Raw genomic sequence first — 19,151 nt, forward strand, 5'->3', positions numbered from 1 at the left:
TGTACATTCGACCTTGCCGAATGGCACTTATTTCGCCACGGCATCGCTCGCCGCCGCTGCAGGCATGGCGACAGGCTCCAATTTACCACCATCGAGCTTGGTCACCACGGGCGCCTTCCACGGCCCCGCGATCCGCATGTGGTAAGTGAGCGCCTTCATCACGGGCGCGCGCAGGAACAGCTGCGCCAGGAAGCTGCCCAGGCCGATGACGGGGTTGACGGCCAGTGCATACACGAGGGGTCCCGTGCCCAGGTTGAATTCGGGGATCACCACCACATGCAGATTCGTCGTTTCATTGGCGATATCGGCCGTGCCATCCATCAGCACGGTGGCCGCCACGCCGTGCATTTTCAGGTTATCGGTAGTTACCACGCCGCGCTTGATGCTGGCATTGGCCGTGATGCCGTCGAAGGCCAGGCCTTCCGAAAACACGTCGTGGAAATCGAGTTTCAGCAAGCGGGGCAAGGCTTGCAGGCTCAGCACGCCCAGCAGCTTGGCCGCGCCCGGATCCTGCTTGAGGAACTGGCCCGACTCCACGTTCATTTCGATCTGTCCCGACAAGGTGGGGATGTCCAGCGAATACGGCAAGCCATTCCAGGCGATATCGCCGCTCAGGCGGCCCTTGCCGCGACGCACCGTATCGGCAAAGCCGAAGCGGTCCAGCAACTTGCCCGCGTCGACGATGTCGAGGCCGAATCGCAGGCTGGTCGTGCTTTGCCCATCCTTGATGACCCATTTGCCGCTGCCGCTCAGGGCGCCGTCGGCGTTCGATAATTGCAGCTTGCCCACGCGCCACTCGCGCCCGGCGGCCGCCATGGTGTTATAGGCCTGCAACTCCAGCCGGCCGATCTTCTTGTTGAACAGCTCGAACTGCTCGGCGACGATATCGAGCGAAGGGATGGACTGGGCGCCGCTCTTGCCTTCGAGCAGATTTTTCACGTCATTGGCGGCCGATTCCGGAATGATCAGCGATGACAGTCTGGCCGTCATCTTGCCCAGGCCGGACGGCGTTTCCAGCCATGTCACATAGCCCGACACTTGTTTCGCATCAATATTGGCTTGCCACACATCCTTCTGGTGGGTGGCGCCCACGACCACGTTTTCCAGCTTGCGCTCACCCAGCATCAGTTCGCTGGCACGGGCCGCCATCATGTCCGGCACCACGTATTGCGCGATATCGGGCGCCTCGTCGGCGCCGCCGTCGGCGGACGCCGCGCCGCTGCCGGCGATTTCGCTGCCGGCAGCGATCCAGCTGTCCACGTCCAGCGTCTTCATATTCACGTTGAGCATCATGCCACTGTCGGGCTCGGGCGCCGGCGCGTTCACGCCGATGCCGCCGCGCACCAGGCGCCACGCGTCCTTGCCCTGCTTCTGGCGCTGGTAGCGGGCGGCGATGCCGGCACCGAGCGCGATGCGGATATCGTCCGTGCGCAGGCCCGCGCCATTGGCCGCGTTGCCCGTCAGGGTAAATTTCACGGGCAGGCTGTCGGCCGCCGGTTTTTTCAGGGGGGCGGGGAAATCCAGGCCCAGCCCCGTCAACGGCGACTCCACATTGACGACCACCTGGTGGTCGCGCGCCGTGATCAGGCCGTTGTAGCGGGCGCCGCCGCTCAAATGTTTCGCCAGGCGCTGCAGCACGGGCGCCGGATACGTCTTGCGCAAGCCGTCGACGGTCATGTTGCCGGCGATTTTCACCTGGATGGAATTGTCGGGCTGGCTGCCGCCCGAAATGGCCAGCGGCCCGCCCAGCAGGCTGCCATTCAAGCCATTCAGGTTGACGCCCTTTTCATTGAACTCGATCTTGCCCTGCGTGCCCAGCACGGGCGGCATGTCGTGGAACAGCACCACGTCGTTGCCCGCCAGTTGCAGGCTGCCCTGCACGGTCGCTTCCAGCATGCGCTCGATGGGCAAATGCAATTTCAGCGCCAGCCTGGCGTTGCCCGTGGCTGTCGTTTCATCGGTGAAATGCTCGATCCAGCCCAGCACGGGGCTGGCCGTCACGTACTTGAGGAATTCCTGCATGGGGCCGGCAGCGCTGCCCTCGATATCGAGCAGGGTGTCGAAGACGGTCAGGTCGGGGATCACGGCTTTGACATTCGTCAATGCCACGCCGCCCGTGGTAGCCGTGTCGCCGCGGATTTCCATGCGCGCCCGCTCGAAGACGAAGCTGCCCTTGATCTTTTCCGCCTGCGGCCACAGCGGCGCCTTGCCCGCCTGCGGCCCGTTTTCCGCGAATTCGCCGGGAGCGTAGTTCAGCTTGCCATTCTCGAGCTTGCCGGCCACGCGGAATTCGCCGCGGCTGCGCTGGGCCGGAGTATCGGCCTTGAACGGAAAATGTTCGAGTTCGCCCCGCAAGCGCAGGCTGGCGTCGCGCGCCACGCCGCCTTCCAGCGCGCCCGTCAGCCAGTGGCGCAGGTGCTCGGGCGTCTGCACGGGCAGGTAGCGGCCGATGGTGTTGATTTCAAAATTGTCGATGGACCCCGTCAAGTCCACCTGCCCCAGGTTCTTGCCGTCGAGCGGCATGCGGTGCGTGCCGTGCAAGGCCACGCGCAAGCCCTGTTGATTGAAATCAAGCTTGTCCAGCGCGACCTGCAGCATATTGTCCGCTTCGAAGGTCCAGCGCGCCTGCATCGCGAATTGCTCGAATGGCAAGGCCGGTTCGCTCAGGTAGGAAGGGAACTGCAGCACCAGGTCTTGCGCATCGATATAGATGCTGCCGCCCTTGTCGCTGGCGTCGATGCTGCCGCTCAAGTGGTCGAAACCGGGGATGGCGGGGGCGGCGGCCTGCGCGGGGCTGGTCGCCGTCTTCGCCACGGCCAGGCGCGCCGGCTGGGCATCGAGACCCAGTTCGATGAGCTTGCCGCGCAGGCGGTAGCTGGCGGGCGTCGCCATGTCTCCCTCCCATTGCGCGGAAAAATCCTGCAGGCGGCCGCGCGGCGCCAGGGCGTCGAGGCGCTGGCGCTGCTGCGCGCCCAAGGGCAATTTGTCGGCCAGTGCGGCCAGGGTCTGCAAATCGAGGGACTGGGCCGTGACTTCCGTCTGCGCCGGCTTGCGCCTGGTGGCGGCGACATAGCGTTCGGACAGCGTCGTCGGCGGCAGGCTGAGGCCATCGCGTGTTTCCAGCGCGAAATTCGTCAACGCCACCTGATGGCCGTTCGCGCCAAACGTCGGCTTGCCGGACGGCACCTCCACCGACAGGTCTTCTTTCGCGGAAATACGCCCGCTGACCGTCAGCAGGTCGAGCGGGGCGATATGTGCACCCAGCTGCGCCTGCACATCGGTCAGGCTCACGTCGGCCGTGAAGCCGGCCAGGCGCGCATGATCCAGGCTCAGCCAGGCACGCAGGGCGCCCTTGCCCTGGCTCAATTCAAATGGATAGTCGAGATAGCTGCGCCAGGCGGCCAGGTCGGCGTTTTTCAGGTCCGCATACAGCTCGCCCCGCCACATCGACACGTCCGAGATGCGCGTGCTGAAAGGCGGATGCATGAAGTGAGCGCGCACATCGATGGGCGCGGCCAGGCTGGCCGGCGGCGTCGCCTGCAAACCCAGGCGGTGGCTGCGCCAGCGATTGCGCAGCAGGAGGTTGACCTGTGTCAAAGCAAGCTCGGGTGTGCCGCGCGCCTCGTCCGTCCAGCGCACCTTGCCGTCGCGGATGACGATGTCGTGCTGCGACAGCAGCCAGTCGGCGCCCTTGCCATCGCTGCCTTGCGTGTTGTCGACCAGCACGCCGGCCACGTACAGCTTGCCATCCTTGCTGCGCCGCACATCGAGGTCGGGCCGCGTGATTTCCAGCGATTCGAAACGCACGGAACCGAGCACGCTCCACCACGACACGGTGGCCGACACGCTCGGCAGGCTCAGCGCCTGGCGGCCCGCCTGGTCGCGCAGGGTCACGTCGCCGAGGAACAGATTCGGCCGCACGCCGTGCCAGGAGGCGTAAATGCGCGCGATACTGACGGGATTGCCCAGCGCGCGGCTGGCCGCCCGTTCGATATCGCCCTTGTAGTAATCGATATTCGGCAGGATGGCGTAGCGCAGGAACAGGAACAGGACGGCGAAGACGAAATACGCGAGCAGCACGCCTTTGATGGCAAAGCCCAGCACGTGGTGGGTGGCCAGGTTGGCCAGGCGATAGGCGGCACGCAGCCGCTGCCAGCGCAGAGCCAATGGCACATGTTCTGTCACGCTTGCTTCTGGCGGTTTTTGCATCAATACGCTAATAAACTGGCCCGGCACCAAATAATGGCAAAAATCGTCTGAATTCGTGGGGTAGCGGCGCGTCCGAATCGTGCGCGCCTGCATCCTTGCGCTTGCGTCTGAACAAAGCCTCCCTTACCATCGTCCGGGAGGTCGCGCAAACTGCCAGGCAGCATTATCGCCTGCAGCACAATTTTACCGCATCCCCCGCCGTTCGCATCCAAGTTAAACAAGAACCATGCACGCAGCATCCACGAGACACTGACCGACACCATGAGCCAAACGCCTTTGATTTCCGCCTCCCGTTTCTACCAGCGCTGGCTGGACGCCGCCCCCGAGCGCGCCGCGCAGGTAGCGCAACTGGTGCGCGCGCCGCTGGACGGGCTCGACTTTGCCGCCGAGTTGGCCGCCCAGGCGCACGCCGCCACGCCGCCGCTGCCCGCGGAACGGGCCATGCGCCGCCTGCGCAACCTGCTCGTCTGCGGCCTGATCGCGCGCGATCTGGCAGGCCAGGCGGACTTGAACGAAGTCGTCACGGCCATGACGGGCTTCGCCGATTTCGCCATCCGCACGCATGTGGACGCCATCATGGCCGAGATGGTGGCCCTGCACGGCGTGCCTGTCGGCGAGGAATCGGGCCAGGAACAGGCATTGATGGTGTTGGCGATGGGCAAGCAAGGCGGCGGCGAGCTCAACGTCTCGTCCGACATCGACCTGATCTTCGTCTACCCGGAAGACGGCGACACGCGCGTGAGCGAGCCGGGTCAGCGCAGCCTGTCCAACCATGAATTTTTCATTCGCATGGGCAAGAAGCTGATAGCCGCCCTGGCCGAGATCACGCAGGACGGTTTTACTTTCCGCGTCGACATGGCTTTGCGGCCGAACGGCAACTCGGGGCCGCTGGCCGCCAGCCTGGGCATGGTCGAGCAATACCTGATCGTGCAGGGCCGCGAATGGGAGCGCTACGCCTGGGTCAAGGCGCGCGCCGTGACGGGCAAGCCCGAGGACATCGCCGCGCTCGACGCCATCGTGCGCCCTTTCGTCTTCCGCCGCTACCTCGATTTCGGCGTCATCGACGCCATCCGCACCATGCACGGCCAGATCCGCGCCGAGGTCAACCGCCAGGAGCGGCTGCACCCGGACCGCAGCAACAACGTCAAGCTGGGCCGCGGCGGCATCCGCGAAATCGAATTTCTCGCGCAAGTGTTTCAATTGATACGCGGCGGGCGCGACGCCGAGCTGCGCGACCGTTCCACGCGCGCCACCCTGCGCACGGTGGCGGACAAGGGCTTGCTGGAAGGGGCCATCGTGGAACAGTTGCTCAATTCATACACTTTCCTGCGCAACCTGGAACATCGGCTGCAGTATCTTGATGATGCGCAAACCCACACCCTGCCCGCCAGCGACGCCGACCGCCTGACCGTGGCGCAGATGATGGGCTTGCCCGACACGGCCACCCTGCTGGCCCGGCTGGAAGCGCACCGCGTGTTTGTCGCCGCTCAATTCGACGAAATGTTCAGCGACAAGAGCAACGGCGCGCCGCCGGCCGACACGGGCATCGACCCGCAAACCTCGAACGACTGCGCCGCCTCGGACCAGCAGGAAGCCATCGAAGCCCGCTTTGCCGCGCTGGGCTTTGACGAGCCGGCCGCCTGCGCGCGGCGCTTGCTGGCCACGTGGCAGGCGCCGCGCCTGCAATCGCTGCCCGAGGCAAGCCGCACGCGCCTGGTGGCCCTCGTCAATTCCGCCCTGCCCCTGATCGCCGACTGCTCCGTCACCTCAGGCAAGGCCAGCCAGCTGGCCACGCTGGGACGCCTGCTCGATTTCCTGGAAGCCATCGCGCGGCGCTCGGCCTATCTGTCATTATTGACAGAATATCCACACACGCTGGAACGCGTCGTGCGCATGGTGTGCGCCAGCGGCTGGGCCGCCACCTTCCTCACGCAGCACCCTATCCTGCTCGACGAATTGTTAGACGAGCGCATCCGCAACACGGTGCCCGATCCGGCCGCGCTGGCGCTGGACCTGCAGCGCCAGCTCGACGACGCGCCCGGCGACACGGAGCGGCAGATGGATATCCTGCGCGAAATGCACCACGCGCAACTGTTCCAGTGCCTGGCGCAAGACCTGGCGGGCGACCTCAGCGTGGAAAAACTGGCCGACTACCTGTCGCAACTGGCCGACATCATCGTCGCCGCCACCGTGCAAGCCGTCTGGCAAACGTTGCCGACACGCCACCGCGACGTGCCGAAATTCGCCGTCATCGCGTATGGCAAGCTGGGCGGCAAGGAACTCGGCTATGTCTCCGACCTGGACGTCATCTTCCTGTTCGACGACGACGATCAGGACGCGCCGGGCCTGTATGCCAAGCTGGCGCAGCGTTTCATTACCTGGATGACCTCGCACACCTCGGCCGGCATCCTGTTCGACATCGACATCGCCCTGCGCCCCGACGGCGCCTCGGGCATGCTCGTTTCCAGCGTACAGGCGTTCGAGCGCTACCAGGGCAGCGCGGCCTGGGTATGGGAACACCAGGCGCTCACGCGCGCGCGCTTCTGCGCGGGCGACGTCAGCATCGGCAAGCACTTCGAGCGCATCCGCGACACGATCTTGCGCAAGGAAAGACCGGAAAACGGCCCGCTCAAGGGTGAAGTCGTGGCCATGCGCAAGAAGATGCTCGACGCCCATCCGCCCCGCCCCGACAGCTTTGATCTGAAACAAGATCCGGGCGGCATGATCGACATCGAATTCATGGTGCAATACCTGGTGCTGCAGCATGCGGCGCAATATCCGCAGCTGACGGCCAACTCGGGCAATATCGCCCTGCTGCGCCTGTGCGGCGAACTGGGGCTGATCGACGCGCAACTGGCGGCCCTGGTCGCCGATGCCTACCGCGCCTTGCGCAAGCTCCAGCATCAATTGCGCCTGCAGGGCCAGGACCTGGCCCGGGTGGCGCCGGAGCGCGTGCGCGCGCATGCGGACAATGTGATGCGCCTGTGGCACACGATCTTTCCCGCAACGATTGCATAAGCCCGGCGGCGGCGTATGATACGTACAGGCAACTCCACTTCCGAGTAGTGCCGTAGAACAGGCCGCGCCGGGGTTGCCTATCATCCCAGGAGACAGCGTATGAAGACTAGTGTAAAAACGGGCATCAATGCCCTCGTTGCCAGTTTCATCATCTGCGCCATGCCGGCAGCGGCATGGGCCGCCCCCAGAGGCAGCGCGGACGAAGCCATCGCCATGACCAAGCGCGCCGTGGCCATGATCAAGGCCGATGGCAAGGAAAAAGCCTTTGCCGCCATTGCCGATCCCGCCAACACCAGCTTCCATGACCGCGACCTGTACATTTATGTGTACGACATGAACGGCGTCACCCTGGCGCACGGCAACAATCCCAAGATGGTCGGCAAGAACCTGATCGACCTGAAGGACAATGAAGGCAAGGCCGTCATCAAGTCGCTGATCGCCACGGCCAGCACGCCGGCCGGACGCGGCTGGGTAGACTTCAAGTGGCCCAATCCGCTGACCAAGGTGGTCGAACAAAAATCCGGCTACATCGAACGGGTCGACAATATGATCGTCGGTTCCGGCATCTATAAATAAGCCACGGCAAGAGAAAACCGCACCCGCATGCCGCTCCACTACCTGTCCCGCCTGAGCGGATCGGCGCGCGATACGCAAGCCAACCTGCAGCTGGGCTGCGTGCTGGCGCTGGTGGCCGGCGCCGTCAACGCGGGCGGTTTTCTCGCCATCGGCGGCTATACCTCGCACATGACGGGCATCGTCTCGGGCATGGCCGACGACCTGGCACTGGGCAACGTGACCGTGGCGCTGGCCGCGCTGGGCGCCTGGCTGGCCTTCGTCAGCGGCGCGGCCGTCACGGCCATCATGGTGAACTGGGGCAAGCGGCGGCGCCTGCACAGCCAGTTCGCCGCCAGCCTGCTGCTGGAAGCGGCCCTGTTATTGCTGTTCGGCCTGGCGGGCAACTACCTGGCCGCCATGCCGGACGTGCTGGGTCCCGTCACCATCTTGCTGCTATGCTTTGTGATGGGTTTGCAAAACGCCATCATCACCAAGATTTCCGGCGCCGTCATCCGCACCACCCACGTCACGGGCCTGTCGACCGACATCGGCATCGAACTGGGCAAGATGGCGTATTACAACCGCAGGCAATTGCCGGACCGCGTGGTGAAGGTCAACCGGGGCAAGCTGAGGACGCACTGCCTCTTGATCAGCTGCTTCTTCATCGGCGGCGTCAGCGGCGCGCTGGCTTTCAAGCATATCGGCTTTCCCGCCGCCACCATCATTCTCGCCGGCGTGCTGTCCCTGCTGTCCGGCGTGCCCGTGCTGCGCGACTTGCGCCTGCTGTGGCGCTTCTACCGGCGCCGGCTGCGCATCTTGCGTTAGTGAAAATATTTTTCTTTGTAGCAACAATCGACCGGCTTTAGTGCTAATATTTTTCTGCGCCTGGCCGGTTCACCATGCCTGCCCTGGCGGCCTTTTGATACGACACCCTACCGTTGTCCAATTCTGAAAGCGAGAAAAATGACTTCCATCAAAAAAGCCCTGTTTGTCTTTGCCGCCGCCGTCGGCATCGCCGCCTCGTTCTCCAGCAGCGCCGCCGTGCGCGCGTGGATTCCGTCGGAAAACTGCGACTACATTCTCAGCATGTGCCACCAGGGCGTCGAGGCGTCGTGCGAGCAATGGCGCAACCAGTGCGAACCTAAAGAGTAAGCGCAGGCAACAGACGAAAAAAAACGCCCAGGCAACTACCTGGGCGTTTTTCTTATGCGGTCAACAATTACTTGGCCGACATCAGTGCAACGGTGGTGTCCAGCATGCGGTTCGAGAAACCCCACTCGTTGTCATACCACGACGATACTTTCACCAGGCGGCCCGACACTTTGGTCAGGGTCGAATCGAAGTTCGACGAAGCCGGGTTGTGGTTGAAGTCGATCGATACCAGCGGTTCGGTCTGGTACGTCAGGATGCCTTCCAGCGCGCCTTCCGACGCCGCTTTCATCAGCGCGTTGACTTCTTCCACGGTGGTGTCGCGCTTGGCGATGAAGGACAGGTCGACCAGCGACACGTTGATGGTCGGCACGCGGATGGCGAAGCCGTCCAGCTTGCCATTCAGCTCAGGCAGCACCAGGCCCACGGCGGCAGCGGCGCCCGTCTTGGTCGGGATCATGCTCATGGTGGCCGAACGGGCGCGGCGCAGGTCTTCATGCATCACGTCGGACAGCACCTGGTCGTTGGTGTAGGCGTGCACGGTGGTCATCAGGCCCGTTTCGATGCCAATGGCGTCGTTCAGTGGCTTGACCAGCGGTGCCAGGCAGTTGGTGGTGCACGAAGCGTTCGAGATGACGGTGTCGGTCGATTTCAGCACCGAGTGGTTGACGCCGAACACGACGGTCGCGTCGACGTCCTTGCCGCCTGGCGCCGAGATGATGACTTTTTTCGCGCCGCCCTTCAAGTGAGCCGAAGCTTTCTCTTTGGTGGTGAAGAAGCCCGTGCATTCCAGCACGACGTCCACGCCCAGCTCGCCCCATGGGATTTCAGCCGGATTGCGCTGTGCAAATACGCGGATCGGATCGCCATTGACGATCATGTTGTCGCCTTCGACGGTGACCGTGCCCGGGAACTTGCCGTGCGCGGTGTCGTAGCGGGTCAGGTGGGCATTCGACTTGGCGTCGCCCAGGTCGTTGATGGCAACGATCTGGATATCCTGTTTCTTGCCGCCTTCGTAGAAAGCGCGCAACACATTACGGCCGATGCGGCCGTAGCCATTGATTGCAACTTTGATCGTCATACTCTGCTCCTGATTAAAAAAAAAGGTATCAGCACAGCCCCCCGGCATTACCTTGCCGGGGTCTGCTCAAAATCAATATTAGCCAGCGATAACGGCTTTAACCTTGGCTACGACGTTCTCGACCGTGAAGCCGAAGTGCTTGAACAGTACGCCGGCCGGGGCCGATTCGCCGAAGGTATCGATACCGACGACGGCGCCTTCCAGGCCCACATACTTGTACCAGAAGCTGGTCACGCCCGCCTCGATGGCCACGCGCGGCACGCCCTTCGTCAGCACGCTGGCCTTGTAGGCGGCGTCCTGGCGGTCATACACGTCGGTCGACGGCATCGACACGACGCGCACATTGATGCCTTCCGAGGCCAGCGCGCTGGCGGCGGCGACGGCCAGTTCCACTTCGGAACCGGTGGCGATCAGGATCGCCTTGGCATCGGCCACGTCGTTCAGCACATAGCCGCCGCGGAAGATGTTGTCGATCTGTTCGGCGCTACGCTCCTGGTACGGCAGGTTCTGGCGCGAGAAGATCAGGGTCGACGGGCCATCCTTGCGGCGCACGGCGGCACCCCAGGCTGCAGCCGACTCGACGGTGTCGCATGGACGCCAGTTGTCCAGGTTCGGGATCAGGCGCATCGACGAGACGTGCTCGACCGATTGGTGCGTCGGGCCGTCTTCGCCCAGGCCGATCGAATCGTGGGTAAACACGAAGATCGAACGCAGCTTCATCAGGGCGGCCATGCGCAGCGCATTGCGGCTGTAGTCGGAAAACGTCAGGAACGTGGCGCCGAACGGGATGTAGCCGCCGTGCAAGGTGATGCCGTTCATGATGGCGCTCATGCCGAATTCGCGCACGCCGTAGTTGATATGATTGCCAGGCTGGCCCGAACGCACGGCCACGCATTCTTTCCAGTTGGTCAGGTTCGAACCGGTCAGGTCGGCCGAGCCGCCGAGGAATTCCGGCAGGGATGAAGCCAGCGCCTGGATGGCGTTCTGGCTGGCCTTGCGGGTGGCGATGTTTTCTTTCTTTTCCACGCAGGAAGCGATGGCGGCGCTCAGGGCCGCTTCGAATGCCTGTGGCAGTTCGCCCTGCATGCGGCGCGACAGTTCAGCGGCTTGCTGCGGGAATTCGCGGCCGTAGGCGACGAAACGCTCGTTCCAGTCCGCTTCCAGCAGGGCGCCCTGTTTCTTGGCGTCCCACGCGGCGTACACGTCGGCCGGCATCTCGAACGGCGCGGCGTCCCAGCCGATGTATTCGCGCACGGCGGCGATTTCCTTGTCGCCCAGCGCGGCGCCGTGGACCTTGTCGCCGCCCTGCAGGTTCGGCGAACCCTTGCCGATGATGGTCTTGCAGCAGATCAAGGTTGGCTTGCTGGCGGTCTTGGCGGCGGCGATGGCGGCAGCCACGGCGGCCACGTCATGGCCGTCGACGGCGCGGATGACGTTCCAGCCGTACGCTTCGAAGCGCGCCGGGGTGTCGTCCGTGAACCAGCCTTCCACTTTACCGTCGATGGAAATGCCGTTGTCATCGTACAGGGCGATCAGCTTGTTCAAGCCCAGGGTGCCGGCCAGCGCGCACACCTCGTGCGAAATACCTTCCATCAGGCAACCATCGCCGACGAAGGCGTAGGTGTAATGGTTGACGATGTCGTGGCCAGGCTTGTTGAATTCAGCGGCCAGCAATTGCTCCGACAGGGCCATGCCGACGGCGTTGGCGATGCCCTGGCCCAGCGGGCCGGTGGTCGTTTCCACGCCTGGCGTGACATCGACTTCCGGGTGGCCCGGGGTTTTCGAATGCATCTGGCGGAAGGCCTTGATGTCATCCATCGACAGGTCGTAGCCGGTCAGGTGCAGCAGCGCATAGTGCAGCATGGAGCCGTGGCCGTTCGACAACAGGAAACGGTCGCGGTTCTGCCATTTCGGGTTCGCGGGATTGTGGCGATAGTGACCACTCCACAGGGCGACTGCGATCTCGGCCATGCCCATCGGCATGCCTGGATGGCCGGAATTGGCCTTTTGTACAGCGTCCATTGCCAGTGCGCGGATCGCATTGGCCATTTTGGTAGTCGGGAGCGTAGTTGTCATGATGGTGTGGGTCAGTCGCGAGTTTGGAATTCGTTTGCAGCGCAGCTGGGCGCAGTCAGAGCTATGTATTTTACCAGACCAACAAGGGGAAAAATCAAACCGCGCAACGCCGCCGCAGCAGCTTGTGCCACTTGCGCCCGGCAGGGGCGAAAAAAAACCGGGCCAGGCCCGGTTTTTCGCGACGTACGCCGCTGCGGAGCGCGCCGCAAATCGGCCCGCCCCACCCGTCAATCTACCCTCACGTCATTTGAAGGAGTACGACGCCGACACGTAGATGTAGCGGCCACGCGGATTGCCGTAGGCGGTATCGTAGCCGATGTTCGACGATGGATCGAACGCCGGCGCACGGTCGAACACGTTATTGACGCCGCCACGCAGCACCAGGTTCTTGAAGCCGCTGTAGGACAGCGAGGCGTCAACCAGGGTCGCGCTCGGGATCATCAGGCCGTTCGCGTACTCATCGTAGTAAAGGTTGATCGTCGCCGACGGTGTCCGGTCCACGTGGTAATGCGAGGTGAAGTTGGCGCTCGTCGTCGCCGCCCAGGCACCGCGGTCCCAATTGACACCCAGCTTGGCCAGCAGCTTAGGATAGCCGTATTCACCGGCCTCGCAGGCCGTGTTGTTGGCGCAATTGATCGCCGGATCGTCAGGCAGCAGCGTGCGGTTGTAGGACAGTGTGTAGCTCGCCTCGCCGAACACCTTGAAACGCCCCATCTCGGCCGTGCGCAGCGTGTACGACGCTTCGGCATCCAGACCGTCGGTGACGACCTTGCTGCGGTTGATCAGGCCAACCTGCAGCTGCTTCAGGCGGCCTACCAACGGACCCAGCGTCGCGCGCTGGGCGGCGCTCAGCGCGTTGTATTTTTCTTGGTCTTCCGCCGTCACGGCGTAGCGCGTGACGGCGTCCTTGTACTGACCATCCTCGCCCGCCAACACGGTTTCGTTGTCAAGATTCTCGACCCGATCGTTCCACTTGATGTTCCAGTAGGTTAAACCCAGCGTCAGGTTCTTGATCGGTTCGGCGACCACGCCCAGGTTGAACTGCTTCGATTTTTCGGGCTTCAAATCCTTCGTGCCGGACAGCAGAGACAGCGCCGAACCGCTGCAAGCGATGTCAAAATACGCGTCACCGACGATGCAACGCTTCGGATCCTTGGTCGCGACGAAACCGCCGCGGCCTTCGTTAAAGCGCTGCGACAGCGTCGGCGCGCGGAAACCGGTGCTGTAGCTGGTGCGGAACATCAAGGTCGGCAAGGCGGTCCAGCGCAGGCCAAGCTTCGGGTTGGTGGTACCGCCAGCCAACTGGTAGCGATCATAGCGGACGGCCGCCTGCGCTTCCAGGTTTTTCAGCAGCGGCAAGGCCAACTCGCCGAACACGGCGCCGAGCGACTCAGAACCGTCGATGCCGCGCAGGGTCGAATAGATGCCGATCGCGCCATCGCGCCAGGCCTGCGACGGATCGTAGCTGAGCTTCTCGCGCTTGTACTCGGCACCGACGGCCACACCGATCTTGCCACCGGGCAATTGGCCAAATTCGCTGGAAGCAGTCACCTTGGCAAAGTCCGTCGAGGACTTGGTCTTGGTGTACTGGTCGGCCGTCAGTTCGTTGATGATCTGCTCCGAATTATGATTGCCGCCGAAGGGGTTGAACTTGCCCTGCGCCAGGTAACTCTGCAATTTATCGTGCATGAAGGAGCCGTACACGCGCGTTTCGCCCTTCTCCTGGCTGTGGCCCACAGACACGGTCCAATCCCAGTTGGCTGCGCGGCCGGTGGCGCCGCCGACCAGCCAGGTGGTGTCAACATTGGTGCCCGTCCCCCCCTCGGCGGCAGGGAAGAGGCGGCGGATCGTGACCGGCACGCCGTAGGTGTTGAAGGGGTTGTTCGCCGCCACACGCAGCACGCTGGAGCGGTCGGCATTTTGGATCCAGGCCGGCGAACCCTGGATGCGCGTGTCGAAGTGGTTGTAAAACAGATTGGCGAACAGCGACACATCCGGCGTCAAATCCCAGTTCGCCGTGACCGCGCCGCCGTAGCGCGTGGACGGGCGCACCAGGTCGATCGACTCAGCGGCGGCATACATGCAGGAGCTGCGATTCGGCGCAGCCACCCATTCCGGCGCATCCGGATAGGGCTTGCTGTGGGCCGCGTCGCACTCCGGATCGGGCATGCGCTGCGAACCGCCCAGCGATATGGTGCCTGGATCGCGGCCCTTGGCGCCGTACACGCCCCCCTGATACAGGCCGCCCTTGTGGCCGGTGAAATCGGTACTGTTCGCCCAATCGCGGTCGACGCCGTGGATGGCCTTGGTTTTTTCGTACGAGGCCGAATAAGTCACGTTGAATTTCTGTGCGTCACGGTCGCCGAAGCCGCCGGACACGGACACCTTATGGTTTTGCCCGTCACCATAGGTAGTCGAACCGGTGCTGGCGTCGAGGGTCAAGCCCTGGTAATCCTTGCGCAGGATGAAGTTGATGACGCCGCCGACGGCATCGGTGCCGTAGATGGCCGAGGCGCCGTCCTTGAGCACATCGATGCGCTCGATGGCCGACAGCGGAATGGCGTTCAGATCGACCGAGGTCTGGCCGCTGTACTCGTCCGAACCGGACGCCGGCAGGCGATAGCCGTTCAACAGGATGAGGGTCGGCAGACCGCGCAGCGAGACGCTGGTGGCGCCGTTTCGGAAGGAACCCGATGTCGCCAGCTCACCGCCGTTACCGCCCGCAGAAGTCAGGTTGCGCATCAGATCCAGCACCGACGTCGCGCCCGAACGGGCAATCGATTCGCGCGTCATCACGGTGATCGGGGAAATACCTTCGGCTTCGATGCGTTTGATACTCGAACCGGTGATTTCGACGCGCTGCACCTTAGGCACCGGCGCATCGACCGCGTCCTGCGCGTGCACGCTCATCGTTGCGACGCCAGCGAACGCGGCCAACGCCAATCTCACCACCTGCACACTCTTTTTTTCGCGAAACATCATAACTTATTCCTTTTCGTGATCCCTGATAAGCGATTAGTTTGTATTTTTATAATCACTTAAATCTCGCGTGGTCTTGCGAAAAACTGCAAGACCCCTCCCGTTACAGCGACAGTGCCATGCTGTTTCAACCAATTTAAGCTGGCCGCAACGCGCCCAGGGTCATAGGCCCAGGCATTGAAACGTGCGGCGTCTCCCCATACCATACCGGATCACATCACGGACGATATTGCCGGAAACAATTGATGTCGTTCAACACAACTTGTATAGTCATCAAACCACGCTAAAAGTATCACTGTCAATAATGCAATGATTTACGAAATCAAAAAACAACATTTCGTTTTTAGTCAGCTTGTTATCGTCAGCTTGTTATCGTCAGCTTGTTATCTCCACGCAATTTCCCGCCCCGGATGCGCCGCGCGCAGGCCCGGCGGCAAGAATTTCACCCGGCCGCGCGCAGCGGCACTAAAATTGCACCCTCGAGTCGCAGCCGCGCGCGCCCTACCCGCGCGCGGCGCGACACCTCCCATTGATTCTCTCCGCCAGGATGTTGCATGCCGCGTTTTTTCTGTCCCCAGCCACTCGCCATAGGCGCCACCATCGCTCTGCCCGACGCCGTCGCCCACCACGTCCATGTGGTGCGCCTTATGCCGGGCGAGGCCATCACCGTCTTCAACGGCGAGGGCGGCGAGTACGCGGCTGTCTTGTGCAACGTCGAGAAAAAACGCGCCAGCGCCGAACTGAAGTCCCACACGGCGCGCGAAGCGGAACTGCCCTACGCCGTGACTCTGGCGCAGGCGCTGCCGGAAGCATCCAAAATGGACTGGATCATCGAAAAAGCCATCGAGCTGGGCGCGGCCGGCATCGTGCCGCTGGCGGCGCAGCGCTGCGTGGTGCGCCTGTCCGCCGAGCGGGCGGAGAAGAAACTGGCCCATTGGCAAGCGATCATCGTGTCCGCCTCGGAACAATGCGGGCGCAACCGCCTGGCGCAGCTGGCGCCGTTGCAAGAGTTTAATAGCTGGAGCAAACAACAGGATTTACATAAGCGCATCATTTTGACGCCGCGCGCGGAGCAGTCGCTGGCCGACTGGGCGCGTCACCAGCCGCCGCAGGCGATCACCGTGATGGTGGGGCCGGAAGGCGGATTTTCGGAGGCGGAAGAAAAAGCGGCCCTGGCCGCCGGCGCCATCGGCCTGTCCATGGGGCCGCGCATCCTGCGCACGGAAACGGCGGGCCTGACGGCGCTGGCCACGCTGGCTGCCCTGTGGGGCGGGATGTAATACGCACACAATAAAAAAGCGCAGGGCGGTTACCCGCACTGCGCCAGAGCTTGCGCGTAGCAGCTACGCGCAAGCAAGTCATCAGGCGGCCCGTTCCGGCGCCGCCCTGCTCTTTCCTATTAGAACGTGTACTCGGCACCCAGTTTCAGGGTACGTGGACGCATGGCGTAGCCGTCACGCACGTTGATAGGACGCGGCTGATCGAAGACGTTGTTGATATTCGCCAGCAAACGCAGGTTTTTGAAGCCCGTGTATGCAAAGTTCAGATCCGTACGTACATCGCTGGCCACCTCGCATGGCAGATCGGCACCCTTGAGTGCGGCACGGCAACCAGCCTCGCCCCAGCTTGTGGCTTCGGTGGCGGTCTCGTTCTTGATCAGTTCCTGCTTCGAGATATAGTTCACGCGCACGCCGGCAGTCAACGGACCCTTGCGCCATGCGGCACTCAGTACCGACACCACGCGCGGGTTGCCCAGCTTGCCAACCTGGTTAGGACGGTATTTATTGGCATCGATATCCCAGGAACGCAGTTTCAACGCAACAGTCGTAGCCAGGCCCAGGCTGACAGTACCGTACTCGCCAGCCGAAACACGGCCGTTGACGTCGATATCGACGCCTTGCGAATCGGTCTTGCCGAAGTTTTCATAGCTCATCAGCATGGATTGCAGCGAACCTGCGGTCCAGTCCAGGCCGGTGGCGCCAGGGGCCAGTTGCTTGGCGCGGGTGCTAAAGCGGCGATCGGCGTCGCTGATGCTGTTGCGCACCATCTTGTCCGCATAGCCCGCAGCGCCTTCGCGTTCGAGCACATACGATACATCGCGCGTGCTGATTTCATCCTTGCGTTCGATCTTGAAGTAATCGACAGCCACGCTCAAGTTCTTGATCGGTTCGGCCACGAAACCCAAGGTCAGGCTGCGCGAGGTTTCCGGCTTCAGGTCCGGGTTCGAGGAAATCATGACAGGGATCGATACCGAGCAGCCAGCGTTATAGGCCGTTGCCGCATCGAGCTTGTCAGTGGCATTGCCGGTTTTCAAGACATCGCGCAGCGCGGTAGCCGTGGCACAACGCTTCGGATCGATCTGACGGTTGTAGAAACCGGTCAGGCCCACTTTACCCAGCGTCTCTGGAATGTTCGGGGCACGGAAACCACCAGCGATAGTACCGCGCAGCAATAACTTAGGTGTGATCGTCCAGCGCGCGCCCAGTTTAGGCGAGACGTGGGCCGAGAAATTCGGCGCCTTATCCATGCGCAAGGCACCGTTCAGCTCCAGGCCTTTCAGCACTGGCGCGTTCACTTCCATGAACGCGGCGCTCAGGTTGCGCTGACCATCGATCCACAGCGAACCAAGACCGATGATTTCCGCGTTCATCACATTGTCAAGCGACTTGATGGACATTTTTTCCTGGCGCAACTCAGCACCGAATGCGAAACCCATGGGGCCGCCTGGCAGTTGCATGATTTCGCCGCTCAATTTTGCATCGATGAAATTGGTCGACAGGTCGGCATCCGTGCCGACCTCCGGGAACATGCTTGCCAACAGCGCGTCGCTGTTGCCGCCACCGAGCTTGTATTCGCCGCTGACGATAGCCGCTGGCATGCGGTCGCGGTGTGCGCCGCGGTTGCGCGATTTGCCGTCGCCGCCGGTGCGGCCGACCGTGGCTTCCCAGTCATAGGTGCCGACCGTCCCTTCCAGGCCCGCCATGACGCGGTACTGGCTCGCTTTCGATGGCGCGGACCAGTCCAGGTTGTCATCCATGAAGCGGTAGTCAATGCCAACCGGGAAGTTATACGGATTGTAGGCGGAATTGGCCGGCAGCTTGGGTTTTTGCACCGTCTGCGATTTCTTGGCATTGCCGTCGAACCAGCTCCACGGCGAACCTGCGGCCATACCGAACGGCAATGGATGGTAATCGGTGCGGGTTTGCGAATACGACACTTCGGCGTAGCCACGCGTGGTCTCGTTCAGCTTGAAATGCAGCGCGCTGTACAGATTGAGACGTTCGGAAGGATCGGACTGCTGGTTGATGCCATTCAGATCGCTGGCGCACAAGCCAGTGGCGTTGAGCGTGGTACAACCCTTCACGGCCTGGCGGATGCCCTTGGTCGATTCGTTCAGATTGCCAGGGAAGGAGGTCAGGCTTGGATCGCCAAACGCTGTATTGGAAATCTGCTTGTGCCAAGCCGGATATTCATTGAGGACGTCACGCAGATTGTAACCCTGGCGCTTGTAGCCTTCGACGTTGAAGAAGACGTTGTAGCGGTCCTTTTCCAGGTCGCCATAGCCGGCCAGCAAGCCAACAGTTTGCTGTTTGCCAATGTTCGGATCGATGCCTTGCTGGTAATTGGCGCTGACGCTCACGCCTTGATAGCTCTTGCGGGTAATAATATTGATAACGCCGGCCAGTGCATCGGAACCGTAAATGGCGGAGGCGCCGTCCTTGAGCACTTCGACGCGGTCGATCACGTCGGCGGGAATCGAGTCAACGTTGACAAAGGTATCCTTGCCGCCGTCGGCGAACGCATAGTTGGAAATACGGCGGCCGTTCAGCAACACCAGGGTCGCGCCCGTTCCCAGGCCACGCATCGATGCGCCGGACGCGCCACGGGCAAAGCTGTTGGTATTGCCGTCATCCTTGATCGCGCTCGTGTCGAACGAGGTCAGCGTATCGAGAATCTGGCGCACGGTATTGGCGCCAGTCGCCTTGATTTCATCACGGCGCAATACGGTCACTGGCGAGGCAGTCTCGGTATCCATGCGCTTGATGTTCGAACCAGTCACTTCCACACGTTGCATGACCGGCTC

At 62.6% G+C, this 19,151-nt stretch carries 10 protein-coding genes; 5 read left to right on the top strand and 5 right to left on the bottom strand.

Annotated elements, in window-relative coordinates:
- Positions 1–27: 27 nt before the first annotated feature.
- Positions 28–4,185 (bottom strand): YhdP family protein, encoded by a 4,158-nt coding sequence (locus CBW50_RS18055; RefSeq protein WP_319017195.1) that lies wholly within the window; start codon positions 4,183–4,185, stop codon positions 28–30.
- A 285-nt stretch (positions 4,186–4,470) separates the two neighbouring features.
- On the opposite strand from CBW50_RS18055, the gene glnE reads away from it, so the two are divergent.
- The 4 genes from glnE (at position 4,471) to CBW50_RS18075 (ending at position 8,934) form a co-directional block, all read left to right on the top strand.
- The gene (gene glnE, locus CBW50_RS18060; protein WP_086146836.1) at positions 4,471–7,227 is read left to right on the top strand and encodes a bifunctional [glutamate--ammonia ligase]-adenylyl-L-tyrosine phosphorylase/[glutamate--ammonia-ligase] adenylyltransferase; all 2,757 of its coding nucleotides are present in this window, start codon (positions 4,471–4,473) and stop codon (positions 7,225–7,227) included.
- 99 nt (positions 7,228–7,326) lie between these two features.
- Complete coding sequence (locus CBW50_RS18065) at positions 7,327–7,803, top strand: cache domain-containing protein (protein WP_086146837.1); 477 nt, start codon at positions 7,327–7,329, stop codon at positions 7,801–7,803.
- Positions 7,804–7,830: 27 nt separating this feature from the next.
- On the top strand, positions 7,831–8,607 hold the full coding sequence (locus tag CBW50_RS18070; protein WP_086146838.1) for a YoaK family protein: 777 nt from the start codon (positions 7,831–7,833) through the stop codon (positions 8,605–8,607).
- Between the two features lie 138 nt (positions 8,608–8,745).
- Complete coding sequence (locus CBW50_RS18075) at positions 8,746–8,934, top strand: hypothetical protein (protein WP_086146839.1); 189 nt, start codon at positions 8,746–8,748, stop codon at positions 8,932–8,934.
- Positions 8,935–9,001: 67 nt separating this feature from the next.
- On the opposite strand, the gene gap is transcribed toward CBW50_RS18075, so the two are convergent.
- The 3 genes from gap to CBW50_RS18090 all read right to left on the bottom strand — a co-directional run bounded on the left by gap (position 9,002) and on the right by CBW50_RS18090 (position 15,070).
- The gene (gap, locus tag CBW50_RS18080) at positions 9,002–10,012 is read right to left on the bottom strand and encodes a type I glyceraldehyde-3-phosphate dehydrogenase (protein WP_010395244.1); all 1,011 of its coding nucleotides are present in this window, start codon (positions 10,010–10,012) and stop codon (positions 9,002–9,004) included.
- Positions 10,013–10,090: 78 nt separating this feature from the next.
- Positions 10,091–12,088, bottom strand: coding sequence for a transketolase (gene tkt / locus CBW50_RS18085; RefSeq protein WP_086146840.1), 1,998 nt, complete (start codon positions 12,086–12,088; stop codon positions 10,091–10,093).
- Positions 12,089–12,331: 243 nt separating this feature from the next.
- Positions 12,332–15,070 (bottom strand): TonB-dependent receptor, encoded by a 2,739-nt coding sequence (locus CBW50_RS18090; protein ID WP_086146841.1) that lies wholly within the window; start codon positions 15,068–15,070, stop codon positions 12,332–12,334.
- A gap of 551 nt (positions 15,071–15,621) precedes the next feature.
- On the opposite strand from CBW50_RS18090, the gene CBW50_RS18095 reads away from it, so the two are divergent.
- Positions 15,622–16,347 carry a 16S rRNA (uracil(1498)-N(3))-methyltransferase gene (locus CBW50_RS18095; RefSeq protein ID WP_086146842.1) on the top strand — a complete coding sequence of 242 codons (726 nt, stop codon included), beginning with the start codon at positions 15,622–15,624 and terminating at the stop codon, positions 16,345–16,347.
- A 119-nt stretch (positions 16,348–16,466) separates the two neighbouring features.
- Here CBW50_RS18095 and CBW50_RS18100 read toward each other — a convergent pair whose 3' ends face one another.
- Entirely contained in the window at positions 16,467–19,142 is a 2,676-nt protein-coding gene (locus tag CBW50_RS18100; protein ID WP_172404804.1) for a TonB-dependent receptor, read from the bottom strand.
- Positions 19,143–19,151 lie beyond the last annotated feature (9 nt).

The sequence above is a fragment of the Janthinobacterium sp. GW458P genome (assembly GCF_002127585.1).
Taxonomy (GTDB): domain Bacteria; phylum Pseudomonadota; class Gammaproteobacteria; order Burkholderiales; family Burkholderiaceae_D; genus Janthinobacterium.